Raw genomic sequence first — 26120 nt, 5'->3', positions numbered from 1 at the left:
TTCATTCATTCAAAAGCGCGCCGGGCCGGGATGACCGGCGCGGCGCGCTTCAGAATGGGATAGGTGAATCAGACCGGGCAGCTGCCGGCGGTACGGTAGTCGATGACCTTGATCTTGCCGTTGATGATGTCGGTGCGCACGGCGTTCACGCGCTTTTCCATCTCCGGCGAGACGACCTTGCGGTTGTCCTTGTCCAGGACCCAGTCCACGCCGCCTTCCTTCAGGCCCTTGTAGGTGACGCCCGGCTTCCAGGTGCCGTTCTTCACGGCCATGAAGGAGTCATAGACGGCGACGTCCACGCGCTTGACCATCGAGGTCAGCATGGTGCCCGGATGCAGGTAGTTCTGGTTCGAGTCGACGCCGATCGCCAGCTTGCCCTTGGTCTTGGCCATCTGCAGGGCGCCCATGCCGCTGCCGCCGGCCACCGCGAACACCACGTCGGCGCCGCGGTCGAACTGCGCGCGCGCTAGCTCGCCGCCCTTGGCCGGATCGTTCCAGGCCGCGGCGGTGGTGCCGACCATGTTCTGCATGATCTCGACTTTCGGGAACTGCGCTTTCGCGCCCTGGGTGTAGCCGCAGGCGAAGGCGCGGATCAGCGGGATGTCCATGCCGCCGACGAAGCCCAGTTTCTTCGATTTGGAAGCCATGGCGGCGGCGACGCCGACCAGGTAGGAGCCTTCCTGTTCCTTGAACATCACCGAGTTGATGTTGTTACCCTGCGCGATGCTGTCGATCAGCACGAAGCGCACGTTCGGGAATTCCTTGGCGACCTTCTGGACCGCCTGGGTCTGCGAGAAGCCGATCGCCGCGATCAGGTCGACCTTCTTGCGCGCGAGGCCGCGCATCACCTGCTCGGCCTGGGTATCGCTGTTGGCCTGCACTTCGAAGACCTTGATGCCGGTTTCCTTCGTAAAGCGCTGCAGGCCTTCGAAAGCCGACTGGTTGAACGATTTGTCGAACTTGCCGCCCGCATCGTAGACCATGCCGAGCTTCGGCGCGGCGGGCGCTGCAGCCGCGACGCCTGCGCTGCCGGCGACGCACAGCGCCGCAATGGTCATGGTGAGTTGCTTGAGTTTCATGAATGAGGCTCCTGGGAATTTCGATATTGTACCCGGCCCAACAGTGAGACAGGAACGGGCTGCGCAAGCTGCATCGTCAATGGCGGTGGGGAGCCGGACAATGCGAAGCGCATTGTGTCAGCCGCACGGCGCCCGTGTGGTTACGATTTGTATCGCGGTAGTGTTTCTCTCGACAGTGCTTGATACCTGTAGCTCATCTGCAACATCAATACGGCTACAAGGACAGGCCTGGAGCCGAAACCAGCCCGCAACGCCGCGCAATGAAGGGAAATCCGGGTGTACGCAGCTCAGCCTGTCAAATATGCATCAAACGACATATTGATGACAAATACGATTTTACTTGGCAATTTATTCCAAGGAAATATAACTGCTGACAATATTCAGCAATTATTTTGCTATGGCGCTCATCGTGTCGACGGCCAGCGCCGGCTTGGGGCCGACTTCCTTGCCGACTTCGATCTGGGGCTTTGCCGCCTCCGAAGCGCTCGGTTCGGCGGCCGGCAGCTGGGGAGGGGTGGCCGGCTTGGCGAACTGGCGCGTGAGGAAGCTGGCGATCAGGGCCTGGGTCGCTTCCAGGTAGGGGATGTTCATGTGGTCCGAGCCGGGCACGGTGTCGTCGCCCACCAGCGTGGCCAGCTTGCCCACCAGCTGGTCGGTATGCGAGTGCGGCACCACGTCGTCGTCGGCAGCGCGCAGGATATAGGTCGGCGCCTTGAGCGAGGGCGCGTACTTGATCGACTCGAAGCGGTGGCGCAGCATGTACTCGATCGGCATCACGCGGAAGCGCCGCTTGGCGATGGCGAGGATGGAATCGTAGGGCGTGATCAGGACCACCGAGTGCACCGGGCGCTGCTTCGCCACCTGCACCGCCACGCCCGAACCGAGGCTGCGGCCGACCAGGGCGATGCGCGCGGCGTCCACCTGGCCGAGTTCGGCGAGCCAGTCGAACAGGGTGCAGCCGTCGTCGATCATGTGGATCTCGGCCGGCACGCCATGCGACTGGCCGTAGCCGCGGTAGTTCATGGCCAGCACGGTCATGCCGGGGAACAGCTTGCCGGCGTCGCGCGCGACCCAGGACACTTCCTCGGAGCGGCCGCCGAAATACATCACCGCGGGACGCGGACCCGGAACGAGGGGAGTGAGGAGCCAGCCGCACAGGCGGGTGCCGTCCTTGGCGCGCAGGACGACAGGGCGGGTGCGGTGCCCGCTGCTGCGCGGGCTTTCGCATTCGGGGGTGATGCAGGGATTGAACACCAGGCGGCGCTGGTTGGCCGCGACCGCGGCGGTCAGGGTCAGCCACAAAAAGCTGGCAAACCCCGTGATCCCCGCCGCCATTTTCTTTGAAGTGTCCATGGTTCCAGTCTACGCCTGCCGCAGGAACTTGTTCTGTGCGGCACTTCGCTAAGTGGAACGCGATATGAATGCGTAGCGGAACAGTTGGCTTATTACAACAACAAGCTGGGAGGGCCCCGAGGGGCCCCGCGCCTCATTCCGGTGCGTGCAGCGAGGAAGGGCCGGCGGCGACGTATTGCTCGACGTCGGGCGCGCGATGGTCGATGCGCACGTCCTGCCCGTCGGCGTGCACGCCGGCTTCGGCATGCTCGCCAGATTCGCTATTGCTACCCATGCGCCTGCCCAGGTATTCGGAGGCCAGCACGCCGGCGGCCGACAGGGCTGTCAGGGCCAGCGAGCCGCCCCGGGCATGGCTGCCCTGGCGGCGCAGCACCAGGTTGGCCGCGCCCACCAGCAGGGCCGCGCCGGTGAGGGCCGCATGCAGCTGGCCTTCGCGCTTGGCTTCGCCCTGCGGCTTGTCGGCCACGTAATCCGCCACGCCGGCGGCGCCGGCCGCCAGGCCACCCACGATGCCGGCCCCCATGCTCAGGTAGGAGGCCTTGGCGTAGTCTTCGTCGCCGGTGGCGCTGTGCATGGCGTCGAGGATGAAGCCGAAGGGAATGAGGATGCTTGGGGCCGCGCCCAGGATCGAGTGCAGAGGTTGGCCGGCAATGGTGATCTTGTTCATGGCGTGCTCCTGGCGTTGGTTGCTGTCCCGTCAAGTGTGGCATAGCGGCGGGGAGCGGCACGCACGGTTGGGGATGGCCGGATGTTCGAGTAAGATCGATCATTCCGGCCCACGCGCCGCCTTATCATCGGAGACCTTGTGCACTACCTGCTCATGTATGACCTCGCCCCCGACTATCTCGAGCGCCGCGCCGAATTCCGCGACGAACATCTGAAGCTGGCCTGGGAAGCGCAGCGGCGTGGCGAGCTGGTGCTTGCCGGCGCGCTGGACAATCCCGCCGACCGCGCGGTGCTGATGTTCAGCTGCGACAGCCCGCAAACGGCCCAGCTGTTCGCCGCCCGGGACCCCTACGTGACTCACGGCCTGGTGCGCGCCTTCCACGTGCGCCAGTGGAACACCGTGATCGGCGACGACGCCTTCACCCCTGTCCACCCTGGCTAAAAAATTGGCGCTGTCAGCGTTAGCTATGGATGACTCCGAACACGAGTCGCAGTAATTGCTCTGCCGTGGTGATCCGCCCGCCATCCAGCGCCCGGCGCCAGCCCAGGTAGTTCGGCAAGTAGCGCGAAGCTACGCCGCGGAAGCGGCTCAACCATTGCCGGAAGCGCTGGTGGTAGGCATTCACATTTTGCACATGAATGGCACCGGCAAGGCCGCGGCGTACCCGGACTCCCGCACGCAGGTTCACCGCCTGGTGCGCAATGCCATGCTTGCGGGCGAAACTGCGGTAGGCCGCATGGGCGTCGCTGACCAGCAGCACCTGCCGGTCGAGCCTGGGCAGCAGATGCCGCTCCAGCTGCGCCGCCGTCAAGGCGCCACGGCCGACCACGGCATCGACGGTCTGGCCACTGCGGTCGCGCGCGACAAGAATGCAGTCGAGTTCGCGTGAAATGCCGCGCCTGCTGGCGCGGCCGCCACGCCGGCGTGCTGGCCGGTCCAGCTTGCGCGCGCCTTTTTGCGACTCCAGCATGAACATTTCGTCAGCCTCGGCAATGCCGCCCAGGCGCCTCGGCTGGTCGTGCCTGGGGCGCTCCAGGAAGCGGTGACGCCAGCGAAAGGCGGTGTTGCGGTGCACGCCGACCTCGCTGGCGGCAGCGCGTACCGACTTCGAGTCGAGCACGGTGCCCAGGTAATCGAGCCATTTTTCACGCAGTCGCAGCCGCGCCAGCGGCGTGCCGCTCAGGTCGTTATAGGTGCGGCCGCAGGCGCGGCAGCGGTAGCGCTGCAGGCCGTTCGCTTGTCCATGCTGGTAGTAAGCTTCGCAGGCGCAGCTCGGGCAGCGGCGCTGCGTGGCGCCGATCTGGCCGATAAGGGCGATCACCCGGTCGAGCCCGGCAGCGGGATGCAGAGCGGCCAGCGTTTGAAGGCGCTGGGGCAGGTTCAATGCGGGGAGCTTGGCAAACCACTTCTTGAAATGCGGTGCGAGCATGATCGTTCCCGTCTGTGGTGACAGGCATTCGACCGTCGATGAGCTCAGCAGTTCGGTGCTCATCCATAGTTAAAGAGAACAGCGCCAAAAAATTAGTGCTGGCAACGGCATTGAACAGGTAACATTGCCCGGCTTTCAACTGAGCCGGAGAGTTCATGCACACTGCCGTCAACCTGTGGCCGCTGCTCGGCGTCGCGGTCATCGTCGCCGGGTTCCTGCTGCGCGCGCATCCCGTGCTGGTGGTGGTGGCCGCCTGCGGTGTCACCGGGTTTGCCGCCGCCATGCCGGTTGAGGCCATCCTCGCCTCGCTCGGCAGCGCCTTCGTCAAGACGCGCAACCTGCCGCTGATCCTGCTGCTGCCGCTGGCCGCGATCGGCCTGCTGGAGCGCGCCGGCCTGCGCGAGCGCGCCCAGGCCGCGATCGCCAAGGTGCGCTCGGCCACCGCGGGGCGCCTCCTGATCGTCTACCTGTTCGCGCGCGAAACCTCGGCCGCCGCCGGCCTGACCAGCCTGGGCGGCCAGGCCTCGATGGTGCGTCCGCTGGTGGCGCCAATGGCCGAAGCCGCCGCCGAAACGCGCTATGGCAACCTGCCCGAGCCGCTGCGCCACCGCATCCGCGCCATGTCCGCCGCCACCGACAACGTCGGCCTGTTCTTCGGCGAAGACATTTTTGTCGCCTTCGGCGCGATCGTCCTGATGCAGACCATCCTGAACGCCGAGGGCATCGCGGTCGATCCGCTGCACATGGCGCTGTGGGGCATCCCAACCGCCATCACCGCCTTCATCATCCACGCCTGGAACCTGCGCCGGCTCGATGCGCACGTTCGCCGCACGATGGGCGAGACAGGGGTGAAGGCATGATCACGCTCGAGCTGTTCTACATCGTCGCCGGCCTGCTGTTCCTGGCCGTGGCCGTGATGAACCTGCGCGACCGCAGCAATCCGCGCCGCCATACGACCGCGCTGTTCTGGGGACTGTACGCCTTGCTCTACCTGGCGGGCGAACGTTTGGCCCCGAGCTTTGTCGGCGCCCTGATGATCCTGATGGCGCTGCTGGCGGGCTTCGGGGGCGTCATCGGCGGCAAGCCCGCCGTGGTGCCGGAGGAGCAGCGCCGCGCCTCCAGCGCCCGGCTCGGCAACCGCCTGTTCATCCCGGCGCTGATCCTGCCGCTGGTGACGATGCTGGGGGCCACCGTATTCTCGGATGTGCAGGTGGGCGGCGTGCCGCTGCTCGATCCCAAGCACCTGACCCTGGCCGCCCTGGGCGTCGCGGCGCTGCTGGCGCTGGGCGCGGCCTGCTGGCTGACGCGCGCCACGCCGCTGCAGGGCGTGCGCGAGGCGCGCCGCCTGGTCGATGCGATCAGCTGGGCCTTCGTGCTGCCGCACATGCTGGCCGTGCTCGGCCTGCTGTTCACCGAGGCCGGCGTGGGCAAGGCGGTGGCGCACGTGACGACCTCCTATATCGACATGGATTCGCGCTTCGTCGCGGTGGCGGTGTTCTGCATCGGCATGGCCCTGTTCACGATCGTGATGGGCAACGGCTTCGCCGCCTTCCCGGTGATGGCGGGCGGCGTCGGCATTCCGGTGCTGGTCGGCGTATACGGCGCCAACCCGGCCGTGATGGCGGCAATCGGCATGTTCAGCGCGTATTGCGGTACATTGATGACGCCGATGGCGGCGAACTTCAACATCGTGCCGGCTGCGCTGCTCGACCTGCCCGACAAGAACGCCGTCATCCGGGCCCAGATTCCAACGGCGCTGCCGCTGCTGGTGGCGAACATCTTTCTCTTGTACTTCCTGATGAACCGATGATCAAGACCGTACTGCTTACCGGCTTCGAGCCGTTCAACAAGGCGAACGTCAACCCGGCCTGGGAGGCCGTGCGTGCACTGGATGGGTGGAGCGGCGAGGGCTTTCGCGTCGAAGTGCGCCAGCTGCCCTGCGTCTTCGTCGATGCCAGGGATGCCCTGGCCGCGATGGTGGACGAGCTGCATCCGGACATCGTGATCGCCGTCGGCCAGGCCGGCGGGCGCGCGGAGATGTCGGTGGAGCGGGTGGCGATCAATGTCGACGACGCCTCCATCCTCGACAATGCCGGCCGCCAGCCGGTAGACCGTCCCATCGTCGAGGGCGGGCCGGCCGCCTATTTCAGCACGCTGCCGATCAAGGCGATGGTGGCGGCGATGCGCGAGAAGGGCTTGACGGCGGGCGTGTCGCAGACCGCGGGCACCTTCGTGTGCAACCACGTGTTCTACGGGCTGATGCACCACACGGCCGGCAAGCCGACCCGGGCGGGGTTCATCCACGTGCCCTTCCTGCCCGAACAGGCGGAGGAGCGGCCGGACGATCCGCCCTCGATGGCCCTGGACGACATCATCCTGGGCATCATGACGGCGGTCGACACGGCCGTGCACGTGGAACGCGACGTGGCGCAGGCCGGCGGGGCGACTCACTGAGCCGCCCGCCGGGCTGCGCCACGCACTCCGTCAAGCAATCAAGCGATTAGCGCTTTTCCTGCAGCTTCTCGCCGGCACGTTCCAGGGCCGCGCCGGTCTTGTCGCCCACCTTGTCCGAGGCTTCACGGACTTCGGCAGCGGCTTCCTTGGTTTCCTGCTTGACTTCGGCGCCAGCCTGTTCAATGTTCTCGCCAGCGCGTTCGGCGGCGGCGTCCACGCGTGCTGCTGCGTTTTCGGTCGCGTTCTCGACCTTCTGCGCGGCTTCGCGGGTTTCCTGTGCGGCGTTGGCGGCAGCGTTGTCGACGGCTGCGCCGGCTTCTTGTGCCGGGCCCATGTTCGGGTTGTCGTCGGTTTTCTTGCAGCCGGTGGCCATCACGGCGACAGCCAGCATCAGGGCGGAAATGGTAGCGGTGGTTTTCATGGTGTGCTCCTTGTGAAGAGGTTTAAGTTATTCATCTTTTGACAAGAGTTTGCACGAGAGACTTGTTGAGAACGGTGCGCGAAGTAACGCAGAATAAAGAAAAACTTGCTTCTCAAACAAAATTTATGAAAACCGCTGTTGTAATAAGTTTTGTTGAAAGGCGATTGCCTTGGAGTGTGTGCTTGCGGGATGTTAGGATCGATCAATGGACCGACGAACTGACTACAAGACCGCACTGCTCATCGATTCCGCCATCCACGAGGCGGCCAGCGAAGGGCGCCCGCGTGCCGCCACCGAACTCGCCAAGCTCGGCGTGCCGATGGAAATCACGATGCGCGTGCTGACCCGCCCCGCTGACCGCCGTCACCAGATCGCCTCGCTCAGCACGGTGGCGGTGGAGCTCAAGCGCCAGTAGGCTGTTCCGGGAACAGGATGTTCAGGAAGGCGCGCACCACCGGCGCATCGCCTTCCACCGGGTAAGCAATGTAGAGGTTCGCCGAGGGCGGATCGGTCCGGATCGGCAGGAAGCGCACGCCCGGCCAGCCGATGCGGCTGGTGGTCTGGGGCAGCAGCGCCACGCCCAGGCCCGCGCCCACCATGGCCAGCAGGGTCTGCGGCTCGGCCGCTTCCTGGAAGATGGTCGGCTGGAAGCCGGCATTCACACAGCACTGGATCAGGTAGCGCGGTTCGGCCGACTGGTCCAGGTGCAGGGTCAGCATGGGTTCGTGGGCGATGTCGATCAGTTCGATCGCCTCGTTCTGCGCCAGCGGGTGCTTCTCGTTGATCGCCACGCACACGTTCTCTTGAAAGCACAGGTCCTGGCGCAGGTTGGCCTGCTTCAGCACGTCCCCCTCGATGCGCGGCTCGCGCCAGAAACCGACGTCGATCTGCCTGGCGCGCAGCGCTTCCCACTGGTCGTTCGGGCCCAGTTCGTGGATGGTCCAGGTCACGCGCGGGTACTGGCTCTGGAACTGTTCCAGCAGGGACGGAATCGGCCCCCACATCGCCGAGCCGACGATGCCCACGCGCAGCCGGCCCACTTCGCCGCGGTCGATCTGGCGGATGGTGTCGATCGTCATGCGCATCTTGGCCAGCAGCTCGGCCGCTTCCACCATCAGCGCCTTGCCCGCCACCGTCAGCTCGAAGCTGCGCGTGGTGCGCGTGAACAGGCGCACCCCGAGTTCGCTCTCCAGCTTCATGATCTGCTGGCTCAGCGGCGGCTGCGAGATGTGCAGGCGTTCGGCCGCGCGCGAAAAGCTTTTCTCTTCGGCCACGGCCAGGAAGTAGCGCAGCTGTTTCAGGTCGATCGACATGGCGCGTCGTGGATCAGGCGTTCAAGGCCACGGCCAGGCGTGCGCCGACCAGGGCATTGTGCTTGACCAGGGCGATGTTGGTCGCCAGGCTGCGGCCTTTGGTCAGTTCCTTGATGCGGGCCAGCAAGAAGGGAGTGACGGCCTTGCCCTTGACGCCTTGCGCCTCCGCTTCGCCCAGCGCCTGCCGGATGATGGCGTCGATTTCCTCGCTCGGCATCGCCGCTTCGGCGGGAACCGGGTTGCTGACCACCACGCCGCCCGCCAGGCCGAGCTGCCACTTGGTGCGGATGAAGGCTGCCTGTTCTGCCGGCGTGTCGAGCTGGAAGTCGGCCTTGAAGCCGCTCTCGCGCGTGAAGAAGGCCGGGAAGCCCGGCTGGCCGACGCTCAGCACCGGCACGCCGTGGGTTTCCAGGTATTCCAGGGTCAGGCCGATGTCGAGGATCGACTTCACGCCGGCGCAGACCACGGCCACGCTGGTGTGGGCCAGTTCCTGCAGGTCGGCCGAGATGTCGAAGCTGGTCTCGGCGCCGCGGTGCACGCCGCCGATGCCGCCGGTGACGAACACCTCGATGCCCGCCAGCTGGGCGCAGATCATGGTGGCGGCGACGGTGGTGGCGCCGAGTTTGCCGGTAGAGAGCACATAGGGCAGGTCGCGGCGGCTGACTTTCAGCGCGTCGGGCGAGGCGCCCAGCAGCTCCAGCTGCTCGTCGTTCAGGCCGACGCAGATCCGTTCGTCGATGATGGCGATGGTGGCCGGCACCGCGCCGGCGTCGCGGATGATCTGCTCGACTTCGCGTGCGGTCTGCACGTTCTGCGGGTAGGGCATGCCGTGCGAGATGATGGTCGATTCGAGCGCGACGACGGGCTTGCCGGCGGCGCGCGCGCTTGTTACTTCAGGCGAGAACAGGAGGAAGGATTGCATGGTCAGTCCAATACAGATTCGTTGAGAGTATCCAGGTGGCCCGGTTCGAGCGCAGGGCAGACGGTCTGCTCGCATTCGATGGTCATGGCGGAGAGTTGCAGGCCGCGGCGGCAGGCCAGGCCGAGGTCGGCCTCGCCGCTGTGCAGCGACCAGCAGACGGCGGCGGCGAAGGCGTCGCCCGCACCGGTGACGTCGACGACCTCGACCTGCGAGGCATCGAGGCGCAGCACGCCGCCATCCGAGGTATACATGACGCCGCGTGCGCCGCGTGTGACCACCACGTCCTGCACGCCCTGGGTCTGCAGCTCGCGGCAGGCGGCGCCGATGGCGGCGTCGCTGTCGAGCGGGCGCTTGAGGCGGGTCGCCAGCTCGCCTTCGTTCAGGATCAGGAGGCGCAGGCCGCGCAGCTGCTCCGGCAGGCGCGCCATCTTTGGTTCCGACACCGCCACCAGCACCAGCGACACGCCGTCGCGCGCTGCACCGTCGAGCAGGGCGGCAATGGTGTCGTGGGGGAGGTTGAGGTCGGCCACCAGCAACGCGGCGCTGGCGCATTGTTGCTGGCGAGTGGCGAGGAACTCCGGGCTCAGGCGCTCGTTCAGGGCCATGTCGGCCAGCGCCACGACCATCTCGCCGTCCTGGTCCAGCACCGCGGTATAGGTGCCGCTACTGACGCCGTCGAGGCGCAGGGCGCCGCGGGTGTCGATGCCGACATCCTCGGCGTGGGCGAGCAGGGCGCGGCCGGACGCGTCGTTGCCGACCGCCGTGATCAGGGCCACCGGCGCGCCCAGGCGCGCCAGGTTCTCGGCGATGTTGCGGGCGACGCCGCCGAAGGATTCGTCCTGGCTGGCCGGGTTCGAGGTGCCGAGCGCCAGCTTGGCGGTGCTGCGCAGCTTGCGGTCGAGGTTGGAAGCGCCGATGCACAGGATCGGACGCTGGTCCGGCAGCACGTAGGCACGCCCCAGGATGCGGCGCTCGCGCACCAGGGTGGCGATGTAGTTGGCCACGGCCGAGCGTGACAGCCCGAGCTGGGCCGCCAGGTCCTGTTGCGAGATGAAGGGATTCGCGCGGATCAGCTCGTACAACTGTTCTTTTTTTGGCAGCTCGGTCACGGTGGTGTGTCGATGAGAGTAAACAAATGTTTGTATATACTAGACAAATGTTTGGTCGACGTCAAAGAAAATCGGTTTCTATGTCTGTAGGTCAACAATACACGGAATCATTTATTTTTTAAACCAATAAATCGGCAAGAAAAATGGTATTTGCCATACATATCGCCCCTCATGCATAGTTATAATATTCCGGCTGGTATGTAGCAAACCCTGTTCCAGCCCCTCCTCACGTCTCCCGAATCCGCACACAAGGACTACCATGTTCAGCAATACCCCATTTGAAGCAGCAGAAGTCATCAAGGCCCGCAAACCCGGTTTCGCACCGCGCGCCGCATTGATCCTGGGTTCGGGACTGGGCGTGCTGGCCGAGCAGATGACGGACGCGGTGTCGATCAGCTATGCCGACCTGCCGGGCTTCCCGATCAGCACCGTGCACGGCCACGCGGGCGAGCTGGTGCTCGGTACCCTGGCCGGCGTGCCGGTCGTGTGCATGAAGGGCCGCGGCCACTTCTACGAAGGCTACGGCGCCAACGTCATGACCTCCGCCGTGCGCACCTTCAAGCTGATCGGCTGCGAGATGCTGCTGGTGACGAATGCCGCTGGCTCGCTGCGTCCCGAAGTGGATGCGGGCAGCGTCGTGGTCCTGAACGACCACATCAACCTGCTGCCGGGCAGCCCGATGGCCGGCCCGAACGACGAGCGCTTCGGCCCACGCTTCTTCAGCATGGCCAATGCCTATGACGCCGACCTGCGCGCCATGATCAAGGAAACCGCGGCCGCCAAGGGCATCACCCTGCACGAAGGCGTGTACCTGGCCTGCCCGGGCCCGAACTTCGAGACCGCCGCCGAAATCCGCGCCTTCAAGACGATGGGCGCCGACGTGGTCGGCATGTCGGTGGTGCCGGAAGTGATCTCGGCGCGCCACTGCGGCCTGAAGGTCGCCGGCATCTCGGCCATTACCAACCTGGCCGAGGGATTGACCCCGTTCCCGCTGTCGCACGAGCAGACCCTGAAGTACGCCGCGATCGCGGCCAAGGACCTGGTCACCCTGATCCATTCCTTCATCGAGCGCCTGGGCGCAAGCCCGCGCGCGGAAGCCTAATTTTCGAAAGAGCGAGCGATCCATGTCACGCGCATTCATCCTCCTGCTTGACTCGTTCGGCCTGGGCGCCTTGCCCGACGCCGACAAGTACGGCGACGCAGGCGCCAACACCTTCGGCCACATCGCAGCATGGGCAGCGAAAGAGGGCAAGCCGATGTCGCTGCCGAACCTGGAGCGCCTGGGCCTGGCCGCTGCCGCCCACAAGGCCAGCGGCGAATGGGCCGCCGGCTTCAGCCAGCGCGACGGCTTCACGGGCGCCTGGGGCGTCGCGCGCGAGCAGTCGACCGGCAAGGACACGCAGAGCGGCCACTGGGAGATCGCCGGCGTGCCGGTGCTGTTCGACTGGGGCTACTTCCCGAAGATGGTGCCGTCCTTCCCGAAAGAGCTGACGGATAAACTGCAAGAGCTGACCGGCGTGCCCGGCTGGCTCGGCAACTGCCACGCTTCCGGCACCACCATCATCGACGAGCTGGGCGACGAGCACGTCGCTACTGGCCGTCCGATCCTGTACACCTCGGCCGACTCGGTGCTGCAGATCGCCGCCCACGAAGAGCACTTCGGCCTCGAGCGCCTGTACGAGGTCTGCGAGGCCGCGTATGAACTCGTCAAGCCCTACAACATCGGCCGCGTGATCGCGCGTCCCTTCCTGGGCGAGAACGGCAAGTACAAGCGCACCAGCAACCGCCACGACTACGCCGTGCCGCCCACCGCGCCGACCCTGCTGGACCACGTGAAGAACGAGGGCGGTGAAGTCATCGCACTGGGTAAGATCAGCGACATCTTCGCGGCCCAGGGCGTGACCCAGCTGATCAAGGGCGCCGACAACATGGCCCTGTTCGACCGCCTGGTCGAGGTGGCCGACAGCGCGCCGTCCAAGTCGCTCACCTTTGTCAACTTCGTCGACTTCGACATGCACTTCGGCCACCGCCGCGACGTCGCCGGCTATTCGAACGCGCTGCACGAGCTGGACGCGCGCCTGCCGGAATTCATGGCCAAGCTGAAGGATGGCGACCTGGTCGTCATCACCGCCGACCACGGCTGCGACCCGACCGCGCCGGGCTCGGACCACACCCGCGAACACATCCCGATGATCTTCTTCGGCCCGAACGTCGCCCCGCAGGAACTGCCGATCGCGAATACTTTCTCGGATATCGGCGCAACGCTCGCCAAGCACCTTGGCGTCAAACCACTTTCGAACGGAACCGCACTGCTATGACCCAGCCCCTGGATTTCAAACGTAACACCGCCGTCGGCCTCGACCTCGGGCTGGTCAAGCACGTCAAGGTGAACCGCAACGCTGCCGACCGCCGCGCCGCCAGCCTGGCGAACCGCCGCACTGTCAAGAAGGAATACCAGGCCGCCTGGCTGGTACGCGCCATCGAGTGCATGGACCTGACCACCCTGGGCGGCGACGACACCCCGGGCCGCGTCGAGCGCCTGTGCATGAAGGCGATGCGCCCGCTGCGTTCGGACCTGATGCAGGCCCTGGGCCTGGAATCGCTCACTACCGGCGCCGTCTGCGTGTACCACGAGATGATTCAGCCGGCAGTGAAAGTGCTGCAGGGCCGCCTGCCGATCGCCGCCGTGTCGACCGCTTTCCCGGCCGGCCTGTCGAGCCTGGAGACCAAGCTGCGCGAGATCGAACTCTCCGTGGCTGCCGGCGCCACCGAGATCGACATCGTCATCACCCGCCAGCACGTCCTGACCGGCAACTGGCAAGCCCTGTACGACGAGATGGTCGCCTACCGCCAGGCCTGCGGCGAAGCGCACGTGAAGGCGATCCTCGCCACCGGCGACATCGTCACCCTGGACAACGTGGCCAAGGCCTCGATGGTCTGCATGATGGCCGGCGCCGACTTCATCAAGACCTCGACCGGTAAAGAGGGCGTGAACGCCACCATCCCGGTGTCGCTGGTGATGGTCCGCGCGATCCGCGATTACTACGAGCAGACCGGCTTCCAGGTCGGCTACAAGCCGGCCGGCGGCGTCTCCACCGCCAAGGCCGCGCTGCAGTACCTGACCGTGATGAAGGAAGAACTCGGCAACGACTGGCTGCAGCCGCACCTGTTCCGCATCGGCGCGTCGAGCCTGATGACCGACATCGAACGCCAGCTCGAACACTACGTGACCGGCAACTACTCGGCCGCCCATCGCCACGCGCAACCATAAAACAGCATCGGATTCGTCATGCCAACTATTAAAGAGATTCTTCAGACTATGGATTACGGCCCCGCACCAGAAAGCACCAAGGAAGCGAATGCGTGGCTGGACCAGCATGGACGCCGTTTTGGCCTGTTCATCGACGGCGCGTGGACCGAAGCGGCGACCACCTTCGCCACCAACAACCCGGCCGATGCCAGCGAACTGGCGCAGGTGACCCAGGCGACCGGCGACGACGTCGAGCGCGCCGTGCAGGCCGCGCGCCGCGCCCAGCCGGGCTGGGTGGCGCTGGGCGGCCATGGCCGTGCCAAGATCATGTATTCGCTGGCGCGCCTGCTGCAGAAGCATTCGCGCCTGTTCGCGGTGCTCGAGACCCTGGACAACGGCAAGACCATCCGCGAGACCCGCGACGCCGACCTGCCGCTGGCCGCGCGCCACTTCTACCACCACGCCGGCTGGGCCCAGCTGCAGTCGGAAGAATTCGCGGACTACCGCGCCGTCGGCGTGGTCGGCCAGATCGTGCCGTGGAATTTCCCGCTGCTCATGCTGGCATGGAAGATCGCCCCGGCCCTGGCCGCCGGTAACACCATCGTGTTCAAGCCGGCCGAGTTCACGCCGCTGACCGCGCTGTTGTTCGCCGAGATCTGCCAACAAGCTGGCGTCCCAAGCGGCGTGGTCAACATCGTCACCGGCGACGGCGCCGTGGGCGAAGCCATCGTCAACCACCCGGGCATCGACAAGCTGGCCTTTACCGGCTCGACCGAAGTCGGCCGCATCATCAGGAAGGCCACCGCCGGCACCGGCAAGAAGCTGTCGCTGGAACTGGGCGGCAAGTCGCCCTTCATCGTGTTCGACGACGCCGACCTGGATGCAGCGGTCGAAGGCCTGGTCGATTCGATCTGGTTCAACCAGGGCCAGGTCTGCTGCGCCGGCTCGCGCCTTCTGGTGCAGGAATCGGTCTACGAGCGCTTCATCGCCAAGGTGAAAGCACGCATGCAGAACCTGCGCGTCGGCTCGCCGCTGGATAAATCGAACGACATCGGCGCGCTGGTCGACCCGATCCAGCAGCAGCGCATCCACGGCCTGGTGGAATCGGCACGTGCGGAAGGCTGCGACATCTGGCAGCCGAGCTGCGAAGCCCCGACCGCGGGTTCGTGGTACCTGCCGACCCTGATCACCGGCGCTTCGACCTCGGCCGCCGTGGCCCAGGCCGAGATCTTCGGCCCGGTGCTGGTGGCGATGAGCTTCCGTACGCCGTCGGAGGCGGTGCAGCTGGCCAACAACACTGTCTACGGCCTGGCCGCCTGCGTGTGGTCGGAATCGATCTCGCTGGCGCTGGACGTGGCACCGCAGATCAAGGCAGGCGTGGTGTGGATCAACACCGCCAACCAGTTCGACGCAGCCTGCGGCTTCGGCGGCTACAAGGAATCGGGCTTCGGCCGCGAAGGCGGCAAAGAGGGCATGTACGAGTACCTGACCCCGTTGTCGGAAGACGCACGCCCGGCAGCACCTAGCGTGCCTGAAAAGGGCCGCGTCAAGGCATCGGAAGAAGGCAGCCCGTTCGCCGTCGACCGCACCGCCAAGCTCTACATCGGCGGCAAGCAGGCGCGCCCGGACGGCGCCTACAGCCGTGCCATCAACGGCGCCAACGGCGCCTTCCTGGCCGACGTCGGCGAAGGCAACCGCAAGGACATCCGCAACGCCGTGGAAGCGGCGCACAAGGCGTCCGGCTGGTCCAAGGCCACCGCGCACAACCGCGCCCAGGTGCTGTACTACGTCGCCGAGAACCTGGCGATCCGTGCCGACGAATTCGCCCAGCGCATCGCCGCGCAGACCGGCGCCAAGGATGCGGCGCGCGAGGTGCAGGCCTCGATCGAGCGCCTGTTCTACTGGGCCGCATGGTGCGACAAGTACGACGGCCAGGCCCACCAGCCGCCGATGCACGGCATCACCGTGGCGCTGAACGAGCCGGTCGGCGTGATCGGCATCATCTGCCCGAACGAGAACCCGCTGCTGGGCTTCATCTCGCTGGTGGCGCCGGCGCTGGCGCTGGGCAACCGCGTGGTGGCGGTGCCGTCGGAAACGGCGCCGCTCTCGGCGACCGACCTGTACCAGGTGCTGGACACCTCGGACCTGCCGGGCGGCGCGCTGAACATCGTCACGGGGTCAAGCTCGGAACTGGCGCGTACGCTGGCTTCGCACTCGGACGTGGATGCCGTGTGGCGCCACGACGGTTCGGCAGAGGGCTGCGCGGAAGTCGAGCGCTTGTCCAGCGAGTCGCTCAAACGCACCTGGGTCGGCGGCGCCAAGGGCCGTGACTGGTTCGATGCGAAGCAGGCCTGCGGCCGCACGGTGCTGCAGCATGCTTCCCAAGTCAAAAACGTTTGGATTCCATACGGCGTCTGATACGCGGCTTTGATGGTTTTGTAGGGTGGGCGGGTTCCCCGCCCACGCGGTGAGGCATACGCCAACTATCACCGCGTGGGCGGGAGACCCGCCCACCCTACGTTATAGAAAAGGATTGATATGTTCCTCCCCCAAGAAATCGTCCGCAAAAAGCGTGACGGCGGCACCCTGAGCGCCGAAGAGATCCAGTTCTTCGTGCGCGGCATCCCCGACGGCAGCACCACCGAAGGCCAGATCGCGGCACTCGCGATGGCGGTCTACTTCAACGGCATGACAATGGACGAACGTGTCGCCTTCACGCTGGCGATGCGCGATTCCGGCCAGGTCCTCGACTGGAAATCCCTCGACTTGCCGGGCCCGGTGGTCGACAAGCACTCGACCGGCGGCGTCGGCGACGTGGTCTCGCTCATGCTGGGCCCGATGATCGCGGCCTGCGGCGGCTTCGTGCCGATGATCTCGGGCCGCGGCCTGGGCCACACCGGCGGCACCCTGGACAAGTTCGATTCGATCCCCGGCTACAGCACCGTGCCTGACCCGGAAACATTCCGCCAGGTCGTCAAGGACGTGGGCGTGGCCATCATCGGCCAGACTGCCCAGCTGGCCCCGGCCGACAAGCGCTTCTACAGCATCCGCGACACCACGGCGACCGTGGAATCGGTGGCGATGATCACCGGCTCGATCCTGTCCAAGAAGCTGGCGGCCGGCCTGGATGCGCTGGTGATGGACGTGAAAGTCGGCAGCGGCGCCTTCATGCCGACCTACGAGAAATCGGTGGAGCTGGCCGAGAGCATCGTCCACGTCGGCAACGGCGCCGGCACCCGCACCTCGGCCATCCTGACCGGCATGAACGAGTCGCTCTGCCACGCGGCCGGCAACGCCGTCGAGGTGCGCGTCGCGATCGACTACCTGACCGGCAAATCGCGCCCCGCGCGCCTGCACGAAGTGACCATGGCGCTGTGCGCCGAGATGCTGGTCATCTCGGGTATCACCGCCAACGACGCCGAAGCACGCGCCAAGCTGCAGGCGGCGCTGGATTCCGGCGAAGCGGCCGAGCGTTTCGCACGCATGGTCAGCGCGCTGGGCGGCCCGGCCGACCTGATGGACAAGCCGGACGCACACCTGGAAACCGCACCGGTCATCGTGCCGGCACCCAGTCTGCAGGCCGGCTTTGCGAGCTCGGTCGACACCCGCGGCCTCGGCCTGGCGGTGGTGGCCTTGGGCGGCGGCCGCGTGCGTCCGCAGGACACGATCGACTTCGCCGTCGGCCTCACCAATCTGGTGGAGCTGGGCGATGCGATCGCGGTGGGCCAGCCGCTGGCGATGGTGCATGCACGCTCCAGGGAAGCTGCCGAGCAGGCGGTGCGCCAGGTGCAGGCGGCCTACCAGATCGGCCTTGATGCAGCGGCGGCCGAGCCGATGATCTACAAGACCATCCGTCCTTGATACCCAGACCATGAAATACGCGAAACTCATCGACGAAGCGCGCGCCGCGCGCGAACTGGCCTACACGCCGTACTCGAAGTTCCAGGTCGGCGCCGCGCTGGAATGCAAGGACGGGCGCATCTTCCGCGGCTGTAACGTGGAAAACGCCTCCTACGGCCTGTGCAACTGCGCCGAGCGTACCGCCTTCTTCAGCGCCATCGCGCACGGCTACAAGCCGGGCGACTTCACGGCCCTGGCTGTGATCGGCCAGACCGAGGGTCCGATCGCCCCCTGCGGCGCCTGCCGCCAGGTGATCCTGGAACTGGGCGGCAAGGCACTGCCGGTGGTGCTGACCAACCTGAACGGCGACGTGTTCGAGACCACGGCGGCCGAGCAGCTGCCGAATGCCTTCGTTGGCGGAGACCTCAACCGGTAAGCGGCACTCGTCCCGCTTACAAGCGCTGCACGCGACAAACGCGGCAGCGCTTTTCTTTTGCTTGTCTAAAGCCAAGCAAGCTGAGCTTCCTCAAGAGCAACATGGCAATCCCGGCGTGTAATCGCTGGAATCGCCTTGTATGTGCGCATGGAGGAAGCGATGTCCGAACACGTCCAGATTGCCAGTCTTCTCGCATCCTTCGGCAGCTTCACGCAAGATACCCGCCTGCTCAGGCTGACGACACCGCTGGGCAGCGCGCTGCTGGCGGAATGCATGCGCGGCGAGGAAGGGATCAGCCGGGGCTTCCGTTTTTCCATCGATGCCCTCTGTACCGAGGCCGATGTGCGTCTCAAGTCGCTGATCGGCCAGCCGGCGCTGCTCCAGCTGCTCACTGCCTCCAGTCTCGATGCGTTCCGGCCCTTCCACGGTCATGTCACGGCGATGGAGATGAGCGGCGCCAATGGCGGCTTCGTCCGCTACACCCTGACGCTGCAGCCCTGGACCAGCTTTCTCTCGCTTGGCCGCGACAGCCGCATCTTCCAGGACATGTCGGTCTTCGACATCCTCGACGTGGTCTTCGGCAGCTATGGCGGCCGGGCCAGGCTGGCGCCGGCCTGGCGCCTGGAGATTGCCGACCGCAGCATCTATCCCAAGCGCAGCCTGACGACCCAATATCAGGAGAGCGACCTCGCCTTCGTCGAGCGCCTGATGCTGGAGGAGGGCCTGTTCTACTTCTTCGAGCACAGCGGCGATCCCGACAGCCCGTCGCTGGGCGCGCACACGATGGTGATCGCCGACCACAACGGCGCCTTCCAGCCGAACCCGCAGGCGCAGGTCGACTTCACACGGCCAGGGGCCGTCATGAAGGCCGACAGCATCGACCGCTGGCGGACCGAATCCCGCCTGCTGAGCAATGGAATCGAGCTGGGAAGCTGGGATTACCGGACCGTGCGCCAGCGCCAGGTGTGCGCTTCTAGCCATGCCGGCCAGGATGCATCCTTGATCAGCCGTGATACGCCGGGGCTGTATGCCTGGGAGACGCGCGAGCAGGGCGAGCGGCTGGCCGAGAACCAGATCCAGGCCTGCGAGGCCGCGCGCCAGGTCCACATCGCCGCAGGCACCGTGCGGACCTTCACGCCCGGCACGCGCTTCACCTTGCACGGGCATGCCCGCTTCGACGAGGCGCCGGGCGACGACGCGCGCAGCTTCGTGATCACCGCTGCGACCCACCTGATGCACAACAACCTGACGGCCGACATGCTCGAGACGGTCAACAAGCTGCTGGGACAGGGGCCGGTCGCCGGGATGGCCATGCACCAGTCCGAGCCCAGGATTCCACGGCAGCTCGCCGGCGATCGTCCCCTCTATCGCAACCGGATCGAAGCCATTCCAGCCGGTGTTCCTTACCGCGCAACGGGGGAGGAAGGACATGGGCACCTGCTCCATCCGCGCCCGACCGTGCGCGGCCAGCAGACCGCCATCGTGGTGGGGCCGCCGGGTGCGGTGGTTCATACTGACAGGGATCATCGCATCAAGGTGCAATTCCACTGGCAGCGCGGCGCGATGAGCCATAGCCGCGCGTCGCATCCGGCGCCGGATGGACATACCGGCGCGCCTGGTGACGACACGGCCGGGACCTGGGTGCGGGTCGCGACACCGATGGCCGGCGCCAACTGGGGCAGCAATATGCTGCCGCGGGTGGGGCAGGAGGTGCTGGTGGATTTCATCGAGGGCGACATCGACCGGCCGGTGGTGATCGGCGCGCTCTACAACGGCCGCGGGCAGCCCGATGCCCAGCACAACGGGGTCGCGCATGGTCCCGGGGCGGCGACAGGCAATGCGCCGCCATGGTTTCCGGGCGAAGGGGGCTGGCACGGGCATGCGGCGGTGCTGTCGGGCTTCAAGTCGCAGGGCATGGGTGACAGCCAGTCGGGCACTGGCGCCTACAGCCAGCTGGTGTTCGACGACAGCCCGGGGCAGGCACGCACTGCCCTGCAGTGTCATATGAAGGCGCATGAAGGCACGGCGGAGCTGAACCTGGGGCATCTGGTGCACCAGACCGATAACGAGCGGCTGCAGACAGTGGGCTTCGGGGCGGAGCTGAAGACGGCGCACAGCCTGGCGATGCGGGCGGGGCAGGGGATGTTGCTGTCCACCGACGCGCGGCAGGGGGCGCGTGGCAGCCAGCTCGATTCGCGCGAGGCGGTGTCGCAGATCGAAGAGAGCCATCGCCTGCAGGTCGATGTGGCGAACCTGGCGCAGAAGCACAATGCCAGGCTGGAGGGGGAGGCGGGGCCGGACGAACTCGCGGCCGTGAAGGAGATGGCGCATAGCGCCGAGGTGATCGGTGCTACCGATGGTGATGCCATCGCGTACAGCGAGCCACAGCTGCAGCTGTCGAGCCCTGCGGGCATCGTCGTTACCACGCCGGCCGATGCGGTGCTCTCGGCAGGGACCACGAGCAGCATCGTTGCGGGGCAGGACATCAATGTTGTCGCGCAGGGCAACTCGTCCACCCTGGTTGCGAAGGGGATCAGCCTGTTCACCTACGGCAAAGCCACCAATAAGGAAAAACCGAACCAGGAGGTGGGCATCAAGCTGCACGCGGCCAGTGGAAAGCTGAGCAGCCAGAGTCAGTCAGGGCCGACCAGGCTGACGGCGGACAAGAAGATTACCGTGGCGAGCGTGACGAAATCGGTGGCGATTGCGGCGCCGAAGAAGCATGTGTTGCTGACGGCGCAGGGGGCGTATATCAAGCTGGAAGGGGGGAATATCGAGGTGCATGCGTCGGGGAATGTGGAGTTCAAGGCGAGCAAGAAGGAGTTGGCGGGTCCAAGGAGTGTGAGTATCGACACCCCGCGACTGCCTAAGCCGGAGGAAATCCTTAGCACCGACAAACCAATATTTAGCCAGCGTTTTGACTTTTCACATCTTGCCCTGAATCATCCGCTTGGATTTTCTTCCGAGCGTCTGCCATATGAAGTATTTGATGCAAATGGGAAATTTATAACCTCCGGCGTAACTGATGCAAATGGAGTCACTGACAGGATTTTTACGAACCATGAAACCGACTTGACCGTATTCATTGGTGATGGTGCGTGGAAAGTTGAAGAATATATCGAATCGGACGAGTTACAGGTGAGACCAAGTTATTGATGAGTTCAGGATATCGGTTACTTTCTAAACGCTGGGTCTATCCCACAATAAGCAGAAATTACTCGATCATGTCTAGTAAGGAAAATTGTTCGCTGCAGGTCTTGTTTTTGGATGCTGATCGCAATCCAATAGAAAAGATTTCATACAAGCTCCGCTTTAACGGTGCAATAATCAGCGGCGAAACCGGAATGGATGGCCTCACTAAAAAACTGACAACGGCTTCTTCGGGTGATAGTGTGCAAATAGCGATAGAGCGCACGGATAAATCAATGAAAACCGTTGCGCGCGTCATTGCTGAAGCTGGCAGCAAGCTTGTTACCTTGGTTAGTCCTCGGGTGAAGGTTGTTGGCCCGACTTTGCCCCATCTCGCACCAGTTCCAGGTCAGATTCCGGAAAAGAAAGAAATTGCACCTCCAATATATGACCCGCAAAAGACGAAACCGCCATCTGAGAAAAAGGAGTTTGGTCCAAAAATCGAGAAAACAAAAAATAGTCAAGGGAACCCTGTTGCAAAAGTTGAGGGTGATATACCGAACCTCGAATTCTTGGATGAATACAACGGCGAAGAAATGAGTGAAGCTGACTATGAATGGGCAGCAAAAACACTTGACATCGAACATGCAGCAATCAAGGCATTTGCAGTCGTTGAGGCAGAAGGTGAAGCATTCTTAAAAATCGGAAGTAAAACTGTTCCAAAAATCCTTTACGAGAGACACTGGTTCGCCAAGTTTACAAACAATGTATATAGTAAACTCAACCCAGATATCTCATTGCCATGCGGATATTATAATAAAAAGGACCGCTACATATTAGCCGACGCCTTATATAAACGGAAGCGTAATGTCCCGGAAGAGGTTGCGTACTATCGTCCCCTTAATAAGAAAGATAATGACGAGATCAGGTCTCAAGCGGTGCCCTTCAAGGATCTTGTGAAGGAAGGGAAGTTGGCCCGCGAAGACCATGCATACTACGATGAGATAGGGAGTTATAAGAGGCTCATCAAAGCTTATGCACTTGCTCCTGCAGCTGCACTGCAAAGCTGTTCTTGGGGAGTCTTTCAAATTATGGGCGTATATTGGAAAGTGATGGGCTACGCCAGTGTAGTGGAATTTACAAAATCGATGTCTCGTTCGCCGAAAGAGCAAATTAAAGCGTTTGTTTTGTACGTAGAAAAGGTAAATCCGCAGCTGAAGAAACTATTGCGTGCAAAGGACTGGGACGCGGTGGCTTGCGCATATAACGGACCTGATTACGCGGTCAATCAATATCACTTGAAGCTTGAGCGCGAATACAAGAAGGCAAAAAAGGAACCGTAATGAAAATTCTGATTTGTTTGTTGATGGCAATAAGTCCTTGTGTTGGAATTTGCGCCTTCACAGATGAGCTGGACTATTCGGCGAAATCGGACTTTTCAGATAATCCGTTTTTGGCATATGGCTACAATCCAAAGACAAAAGTCATCTCGGGGTATCTTGCTGCATTTAGGACTGCTCCGGGAAGAACGGATGAGTGTAAGTTAGTATTTAAAGGGAGTTCAGATCGCCTCTTGGTTAAATATTCGGAGGAAACTTGGGCATCCATGGGTGGAAACGATAGCTTTGTTTCAGTGGCGATGGAAAAGAATGATCCTTATCTGAAATTTCATAGGGAATCAATGGGTGGTGATTGCGATTGGATACTTCCTTTTAAGGTAGGTAAGCGTGTTCATGTAGCTGGCGGTGAAGTATTCGTATCTGCAAAAGTCCCCGTCATAGGCGACTGGATTGGTGTCTATGTAATTAATTCCAAGCGCGCCCAATTCCATAGTGGGCCGGATAGTAATTCGTTAAAAAAAGGATATGTAGTAAAAGGCGACGTTGTTTATGTTTATGATGAACAGCCTGAGTGGTATTTTGTTCGCTACGACAACGGGAAAAAGAGTAAGTCTGGATGGATTAAAAAGCTTGATACAGTGCAGCCCTGATGTAAGGGTTGATATCCAAAGGCTTACGGCTCAGCTTCTCGACAGTGTGCATACTGGTCTTGAAATCACTGACAAGCACACAACATGCAGCTTTGACCACGTTTTCGATGAGGAGCACCACCATGAGCCCATCCGACACCCAAATGCTGCATGACTTCCTCGGCCAGCTCGTCCAGGCCCGAGGCATCAAGAAAGACCCCGAAGCCGACGCGCTGATCCAGCGCGCGGTCGCACAGCAGCCCGATGCCGCCTACTTGCTGGTGCAGCGTGTGCTGCTGATGGAACAGGCCCTCGACAGCGCCAAATCCCAGATCGCCGCACTGGAAAGCCAGCTGCAACAACAACAGCAGCAACAGACCAGCCGCGGCGGCTTCCTCGACCAGTATTCCTGGGGCAGCCGCAGGCATGCCAGCCACCCGCAATCCCACCACATGCATTACCAGCACGCCATGCCGGGCTCGATGGGCCGCGGCATGGGAGGTTTCCTGCGTGGTGGTGGAGGTGGCGGCCTGCTCGGCTCGATCGCCGCGACCGCAGCCGGCGTGGCAGCCGGCAGCTTCCTGTTCCACGGCCTGGACAACCTGTTCCATGACCACGACGGAAACGGCGGCGCCCACCTGCTGGGAGGAGAAAACCTGTCAAGCGCCGACCTGTCGGGCAGCGCGCTGGCCGACCAGGCCGGCCTGAACGACATCGGCACGGGCGACAGCCTGCTCGACGGCGGTGACTTCGGTTCGGAAGGCAGCGGCGGTTTCTTCGACGGCGACGGTTCCGACGAGGGCCTGTTCGGCTGAGCGCCAGGCCGCCATGGGCATCACATCTGCTGGAACAGATGCCCGTGATTGCGGCTCACTTCCAGCTCGCCGGGGAAGTTGCGCAGCCGGACCATCTGGCGCCCGCGCAGGTCGCGGAACACCTCGGCGATCGCATCCACCCGCACCAGGGTCGAGCGGTGGATGCGCCAGAACTCGTCCGGGTCCAGCTCGTCCGCCAGTTCCTTGAGCGTCTTACGGATCAGGAGCTGGGCGGTCGCGGTCTGCACGCAGGTGTACTTGTCGTCGGCCTGGAAGAACAGGACCTCGCGCGTGCTGACCATGCGCAAGCTGCCGCCCACCTGGGCCTGGATCCACTTCAGGTAGTTCGGCTTGGCCGCGCCGCCTTGCTTGAGCAGGGTGCCCAATTCAAGCAGCTGCGCACCGATGTCCTGCGGCGCCCTGGTGAGCCGCGCGCGCAGGCGCTCGCAGGTGGTCTGCAGCCTTGAAGGCGTCACCGGCTTGAGCAGGTAGTCGATCGCTCCCTGTTCGAAGGCGTCGAGCGCGTACTGGTCGTAGGCGGTGGCGAACACGATGTGGCAGCGGTTGTACAGCTGGCGCGCGGCGTCGATGCCGCCCATGCCCGGCATGCGGATGTCGAGGAAGGCGATATCGGGCTTGTGCAGCTCGGCCAGCTCCAGCGCTTCGGCGCCGTTGGCGGCTTCGGCGACGATGCGCAGCTCGGGCCAGGCATCAAGCAGGCGCATGCGCAGCTGGTCGCGCATCGGCGCTTCGTCGTCGGCAATCAGCGCGGTTGGGGCGCCAGGACTCATCAGTCGAACTCCGTCATGCGGTAAGGGAGGCGGATCGAGGCACAGGCGCCGCCGCCAGGTGGCATTTCGATCACCAGCTCGGCATCCTTCCCGTACAGCAGGGCGAGGCGCTCGCGGATGTTGGCCAGGCCCACGCCTTCGTCGGCGTGCACGTTGATGCCGACACCATCGTCGCACACGTCCACGTGCAGCGTGGCCACTTCGACATGGGCGCGGACCGTGATGGTGCCGCCGGCCACCTTCGGCTCCAGGCCATGCTTGATCGAATTCTCGATCAGGGTCTGCAGCATCATTGGCGGGAAGGGCGAGCTGCCCAGGAAATCGGGCACTTCGAAGCGCACCTGCAGGCGCTCCTTCATGCGCGCCTGCATGATCGCCAGGTAGGCACGCGACAGCTCGACCTGCTTGCCGAGCGTGCCGCCGCCACCCGAGCGCATTTGCGGCAGCGAGGAGCGCAGGTATTCGATCAGGTGCGCGTGCACGCGCGCTGCTTCCTTCGGATCGGTCTCGATCAGCTGGCCGATCAGGGCCAGGGTATTGAACAGGAAATGCGGTTCGACCTGGGCCTGCAGGGTGGCCATCTGGGCTTCCATCAGGCGGCGCTCGAGGGTGGCCACGTTGGCCTTGTCGGAGGCTTCCCGCGCCGTCAGTTCGGCGCGGCGCTTGCCGCCGGCCAGCACCTTGACGCCGAGCGAGAGCAGGATGAACCACACCGCCGGTTCGGTCAGGTTGAACGAGATACCGAAGACGAAAGCCAGGAACCAGGTCACGTACAGCTTGCGCCACTCGACCAGGGCCAGCCAGTCGAAGAAGCCCCACCACAGGGTGCTGGCTTCGCTGACGGCTTCGCGCACGAAGTCGAGTGCGCGGTTGATCGGGGCGGCAGTCATGGCTTACTCCACGATCTGGGCCGGACGGCGGCCGAACAGGGCGGTCGCAACGACTTTCAGCAGCAGGAAAGCGATGAACAGCGTGAGCGCCAGCGGCACGATGCTCAGGATCAGCGCCAGCCCGATCGACACCGCCAGCAGCGACGGCCAGGACAGCGACGCCAGGGTGCGGGCGCCCGAACGCAGGGCACGGTTGGCCTTGCGGGCGATGTCTTTCATGTCGGTCATGAACGTATCAAAGCGAGTGGGTTTC

26 protein-coding genes are annotated in these 26120 nt (G+C 64.1%); 15 read left to right on the top strand and 11 right to left on the bottom strand.

Translation table 11 applies throughout. The features are described from left to right. Positions 1 to 68: 68 nt before the first annotated feature. From ACK6C6_RS22610 to ACK6C6_RS22600, 3 genes are all read right to left on the bottom strand, one after another. On the bottom strand, positions 69 to 1079 hold the full coding sequence (locus tag ACK6C6_RS22610) for a BMP family ABC transporter substrate-binding protein (RefSeq protein WP_209587947.1): 1011 nt from the start codon (positions 1077 to 1079) through the stop codon (positions 69 to 71). 387 nt (positions 1080 to 1466) lie between these two features. Next, positions 1467 to 2432 carry an alpha/beta hydrolase gene (locus ACK6C6_RS22605; RefSeq protein WP_409269407.1) on the bottom strand — a complete coding sequence of 322 codons (966 nt, stop codon included), beginning with the start codon at positions 2430 to 2432 and terminating at the stop codon, positions 1467 to 1469. Between the two features lie 133 nt (positions 2433 to 2565). Then, positions 2566 to 3099 carry a DUF2231 domain-containing protein gene (locus ACK6C6_RS22600; RefSeq protein WP_409269406.1) on the bottom strand — a complete coding sequence of 178 codons (534 nt, stop codon included), beginning with the start codon at positions 3097 to 3099 and terminating at the stop codon, positions 2566 to 2568. 138 nt (positions 3100 to 3237) lie between these two features. Between ACK6C6_RS22600 and ACK6C6_RS22595 the strand changes: the two genes are divergently transcribed. Then, a complete protein-coding gene (locus ACK6C6_RS22595; protein WP_036212074.1) occupies positions 3238 to 3540 on the top strand; it encodes a YciI-like protein in 303 nt (100 codons plus the stop codon). A gap of 19 nt (positions 3541 to 3559) precedes the next feature. Here the strand turns inward: ACK6C6_RS22595 and ACK6C6_RS22590 are convergent, their stop codons facing one another. Further along, positions 3560 to 4528, bottom strand: a complete 969-nt coding sequence (locus ACK6C6_RS22590; RefSeq protein WP_409269706.1) for an IS1595 family transposase — start codon at positions 4526 to 4528, stop codon at positions 3560 to 3562. Positions 4529 to 4683: 155 nt separating this feature from the next. On the opposite strand from ACK6C6_RS22590, the gene ACK6C6_RS22585 reads away from it, so the two are divergent. Genes ACK6C6_RS22585 through pcp form a run of 3 tightly spaced genes read left to right on the top strand, consistent with a single transcriptional unit; the run spans position 4684 to position 6982 of the window. Then, complete coding sequence (locus tag ACK6C6_RS22585) at positions 4684 to 5388, top strand: DUF969 domain-containing protein (protein ID WP_409269404.1); 705 nt, start codon at positions 4684 to 4686, stop codon at positions 5386 to 5388. Further along, positions 5385 to 6338, top strand: coding sequence for a DUF979 domain-containing protein (locus ACK6C6_RS22580; protein WP_409269403.1), 954 nt, complete (start codon positions 5385 to 5387; stop codon positions 6336 to 6338). The genes ACK6C6_RS22585 and ACK6C6_RS22580 overlap by 4 nt, the downstream gene beginning before the upstream one ends. After that, the gene (gene pcp, locus ACK6C6_RS22575) at positions 6338 to 6982 is read left to right on the top strand and encodes a pyroglutamyl-peptidase I (protein ID WP_409269704.1); all 645 of its coding nucleotides are present in this window, start codon (positions 6338 to 6340) and stop codon (positions 6980 to 6982) included. The genes ACK6C6_RS22580 and pcp overlap by 1 nt, the downstream gene beginning before the upstream one ends. Before the next feature lie 46 nt (positions 6983 to 7028). Here pcp and ACK6C6_RS22570 read toward each other — a convergent pair whose 3' ends face one another. After that, positions 7029 to 7403 (bottom strand): hypothetical protein, encoded by a 375-nt coding sequence (locus ACK6C6_RS22570; RefSeq protein WP_285375199.1) that lies wholly within the window; start codon positions 7401 to 7403, stop codon positions 7029 to 7031. A 205-nt stretch (positions 7404 to 7608) separates the two neighbouring features. On the opposite strand from ACK6C6_RS22570, the gene ACK6C6_RS22565 reads away from it, so the two are divergent. After that, entirely contained in the window at positions 7609 to 7818 is a 210-nt protein-coding gene (locus ACK6C6_RS22565; protein WP_209587953.1) for a hypothetical protein, read from the top strand. Here the strand turns inward: ACK6C6_RS22565 and ACK6C6_RS22560 are convergent. Genes ACK6C6_RS22560 through ACK6C6_RS22550 form a run of 3 tightly spaced genes read right to left on the bottom strand, consistent with a single transcriptional unit; the run spans position 7805 to position 10747 of the window. Continuing rightward, positions 7805 to 8716, bottom strand: coding sequence for a LysR family transcriptional regulator (locus ACK6C6_RS22560; protein ID WP_209587954.1), 912 nt, complete (start codon positions 8714 to 8716; stop codon positions 7805 to 7807). The genes ACK6C6_RS22565 and ACK6C6_RS22560 overlap by 14 nt on opposite strands. A 13-nt stretch (positions 8717 to 8729) precedes the next feature. Further along, positions 8730 to 9638, bottom strand: coding sequence for a pseudouridine-5'-phosphate glycosidase (locus ACK6C6_RS22555; protein WP_409269402.1), 909 nt, complete (start codon positions 9636 to 9638; stop codon positions 8730 to 8732). A 2-nt stretch (positions 9639 to 9640) separates the two neighbouring features. Continuing rightward, positions 9641 to 10747, bottom strand: a complete 1107-nt coding sequence (locus ACK6C6_RS22550; RefSeq protein WP_409269401.1) for a carbohydrate kinase — start codon at positions 10745 to 10747, stop codon at positions 9641 to 9643. Between the two features lie 259 nt (positions 10748 to 11006). Between ACK6C6_RS22550 and xapA the strand changes: the two genes are divergently transcribed. The 10 genes from xapA (at position 11007) to ACK6C6_RS22500 (ending at position 24186) form a co-directional block, all read left to right on the top strand. After that, positions 11007 to 11849: a xanthosine phosphorylase gene (gene xapA, locus ACK6C6_RS22545; protein WP_036212055.1), complete on the top strand. Its 843-nt coding sequence runs from the start codon at positions 11007 to 11009 to the stop codon at positions 11847 to 11849. Positions 11850 to 11871: 22 nt separating this feature from the next. After that, on the top strand, positions 11872 to 13065 hold the full coding sequence (locus ACK6C6_RS22540) for a phosphopentomutase (RefSeq protein WP_409269400.1): 1194 nt from the start codon (positions 11872 to 11874) through the stop codon (positions 13063 to 13065). Next, complete coding sequence (deoC, locus tag ACK6C6_RS22535) at positions 13062 to 14018, top strand: deoxyribose-phosphate aldolase (protein WP_036212050.1); 957 nt, start codon at positions 13062 to 13064, stop codon at positions 14016 to 14018. Before ACK6C6_RS22540 ends, deoC begins: the two co-directional genes overlap by 4 nt. Before the next feature lie 18 nt (positions 14019 to 14036). Further along, positions 14037 to 16415: an aldehyde dehydrogenase family protein gene (locus tag ACK6C6_RS22530; protein WP_409269399.1), complete on the top strand. Its 2379-nt coding sequence runs from the start codon at positions 14037 to 14039 to the stop codon at positions 16413 to 16415. Positions 16416 to 16535: 120 nt separating this feature from the next. Continuing rightward, entirely contained in the window at positions 16536 to 17858 is a 1323-nt protein-coding gene (deoA, locus tag ACK6C6_RS22525) for a thymidine phosphorylase (protein WP_409269397.1), read from the top strand. Positions 17859 to 17868: 10 nt separating this feature from the next. Continuing rightward, complete coding sequence (locus tag ACK6C6_RS22520; protein WP_209587960.1) at positions 17869 to 18273, top strand: cytidine deaminase; 405 nt, start codon at positions 17869 to 17871, stop codon at positions 18271 to 18273. 159 nt (positions 18274 to 18432) lie between these two features. Beyond that, the gene (locus ACK6C6_RS22515; protein ID WP_409269396.1) at positions 18433 to 21429 is read left to right on the top strand and encodes a type VI secretion system Vgr family protein; all 2997 of its coding nucleotides are present in this window, start codon (positions 18433 to 18435) and stop codon (positions 21427 to 21429) included. Positions 21430 to 21497: 68 nt separating this feature from the next. Next, positions 21498 to 22745 carry an N-acetylmuramidase domain-containing protein gene (locus ACK6C6_RS22510; RefSeq protein ID WP_409269395.1) on the top strand — a complete coding sequence of 416 codons (1248 nt, stop codon included), beginning with the start codon at positions 21498 to 21500 and terminating at the stop codon, positions 22743 to 22745. Continuing rightward, positions 22745 to 23392: an SH3 domain-containing protein gene (locus ACK6C6_RS22505; protein ID WP_409269394.1), complete on the top strand. Its 648-nt coding sequence runs from the start codon at positions 22745 to 22747 to the stop codon at positions 23390 to 23392. Before ACK6C6_RS22510 ends, ACK6C6_RS22505 begins: the two co-directional genes overlap by 1 nt. A 122-nt stretch (positions 23393 to 23514) precedes the next feature. Continuing rightward, positions 23515 to 24186: a DUF2076 family protein gene (locus tag ACK6C6_RS22500; RefSeq protein ID WP_409269392.1), complete on the top strand. Its 672-nt coding sequence runs from the start codon at positions 23515 to 23517 to the stop codon at positions 24184 to 24186. Between the two features lie 20 nt (positions 24187 to 24206). On the opposite strand, the gene ACK6C6_RS22495 is transcribed toward ACK6C6_RS22500, so the two are convergent. From ACK6C6_RS22495 to ACK6C6_RS22485, 3 genes are read right to left on the bottom strand one after another with little or no spacing between them, the layout of a single operon-like run. Next, positions 24207 to 24977, bottom strand: coding sequence for a LytR/AlgR family response regulator transcription factor (locus ACK6C6_RS22495; RefSeq protein ID WP_409269391.1), 771 nt, complete (start codon positions 24975 to 24977; stop codon positions 24207 to 24209). Continuing rightward, positions 24977 to 25867 carry a sensor histidine kinase gene (locus ACK6C6_RS22490; protein ID WP_036212033.1) on the bottom strand — a complete coding sequence of 297 codons (891 nt, stop codon included), beginning with the start codon at positions 25865 to 25867 and terminating at the stop codon, positions 24977 to 24979. The genes ACK6C6_RS22495 and ACK6C6_RS22490 overlap by 1 nt, the downstream gene beginning before the upstream one ends. A 3-nt stretch (positions 25868 to 25870) precedes the next feature. After that, positions 25871 to 26095: a hypothetical protein gene (locus ACK6C6_RS22485; RefSeq protein WP_027865943.1), complete on the bottom strand. Its 225-nt coding sequence runs from the start codon at positions 26093 to 26095 to the stop codon at positions 25871 to 25873. Between the last annotated feature and the right edge of the window lie 25 nt (positions 26096 to 26120).

This window comes from Massilia sp. BHUDP2 (assembly GCF_046236355.1).
Taxonomy (GTDB): Bacteria; Pseudomonadota; Gammaproteobacteria; order Burkholderiales; family Burkholderiaceae_D; genus Telluria; species Telluria varians.
The sequence above is the reverse complement of the archived record's forward strand: the minus strand, read 5'-3'. Positions and strand labels throughout refer to the sequence as shown.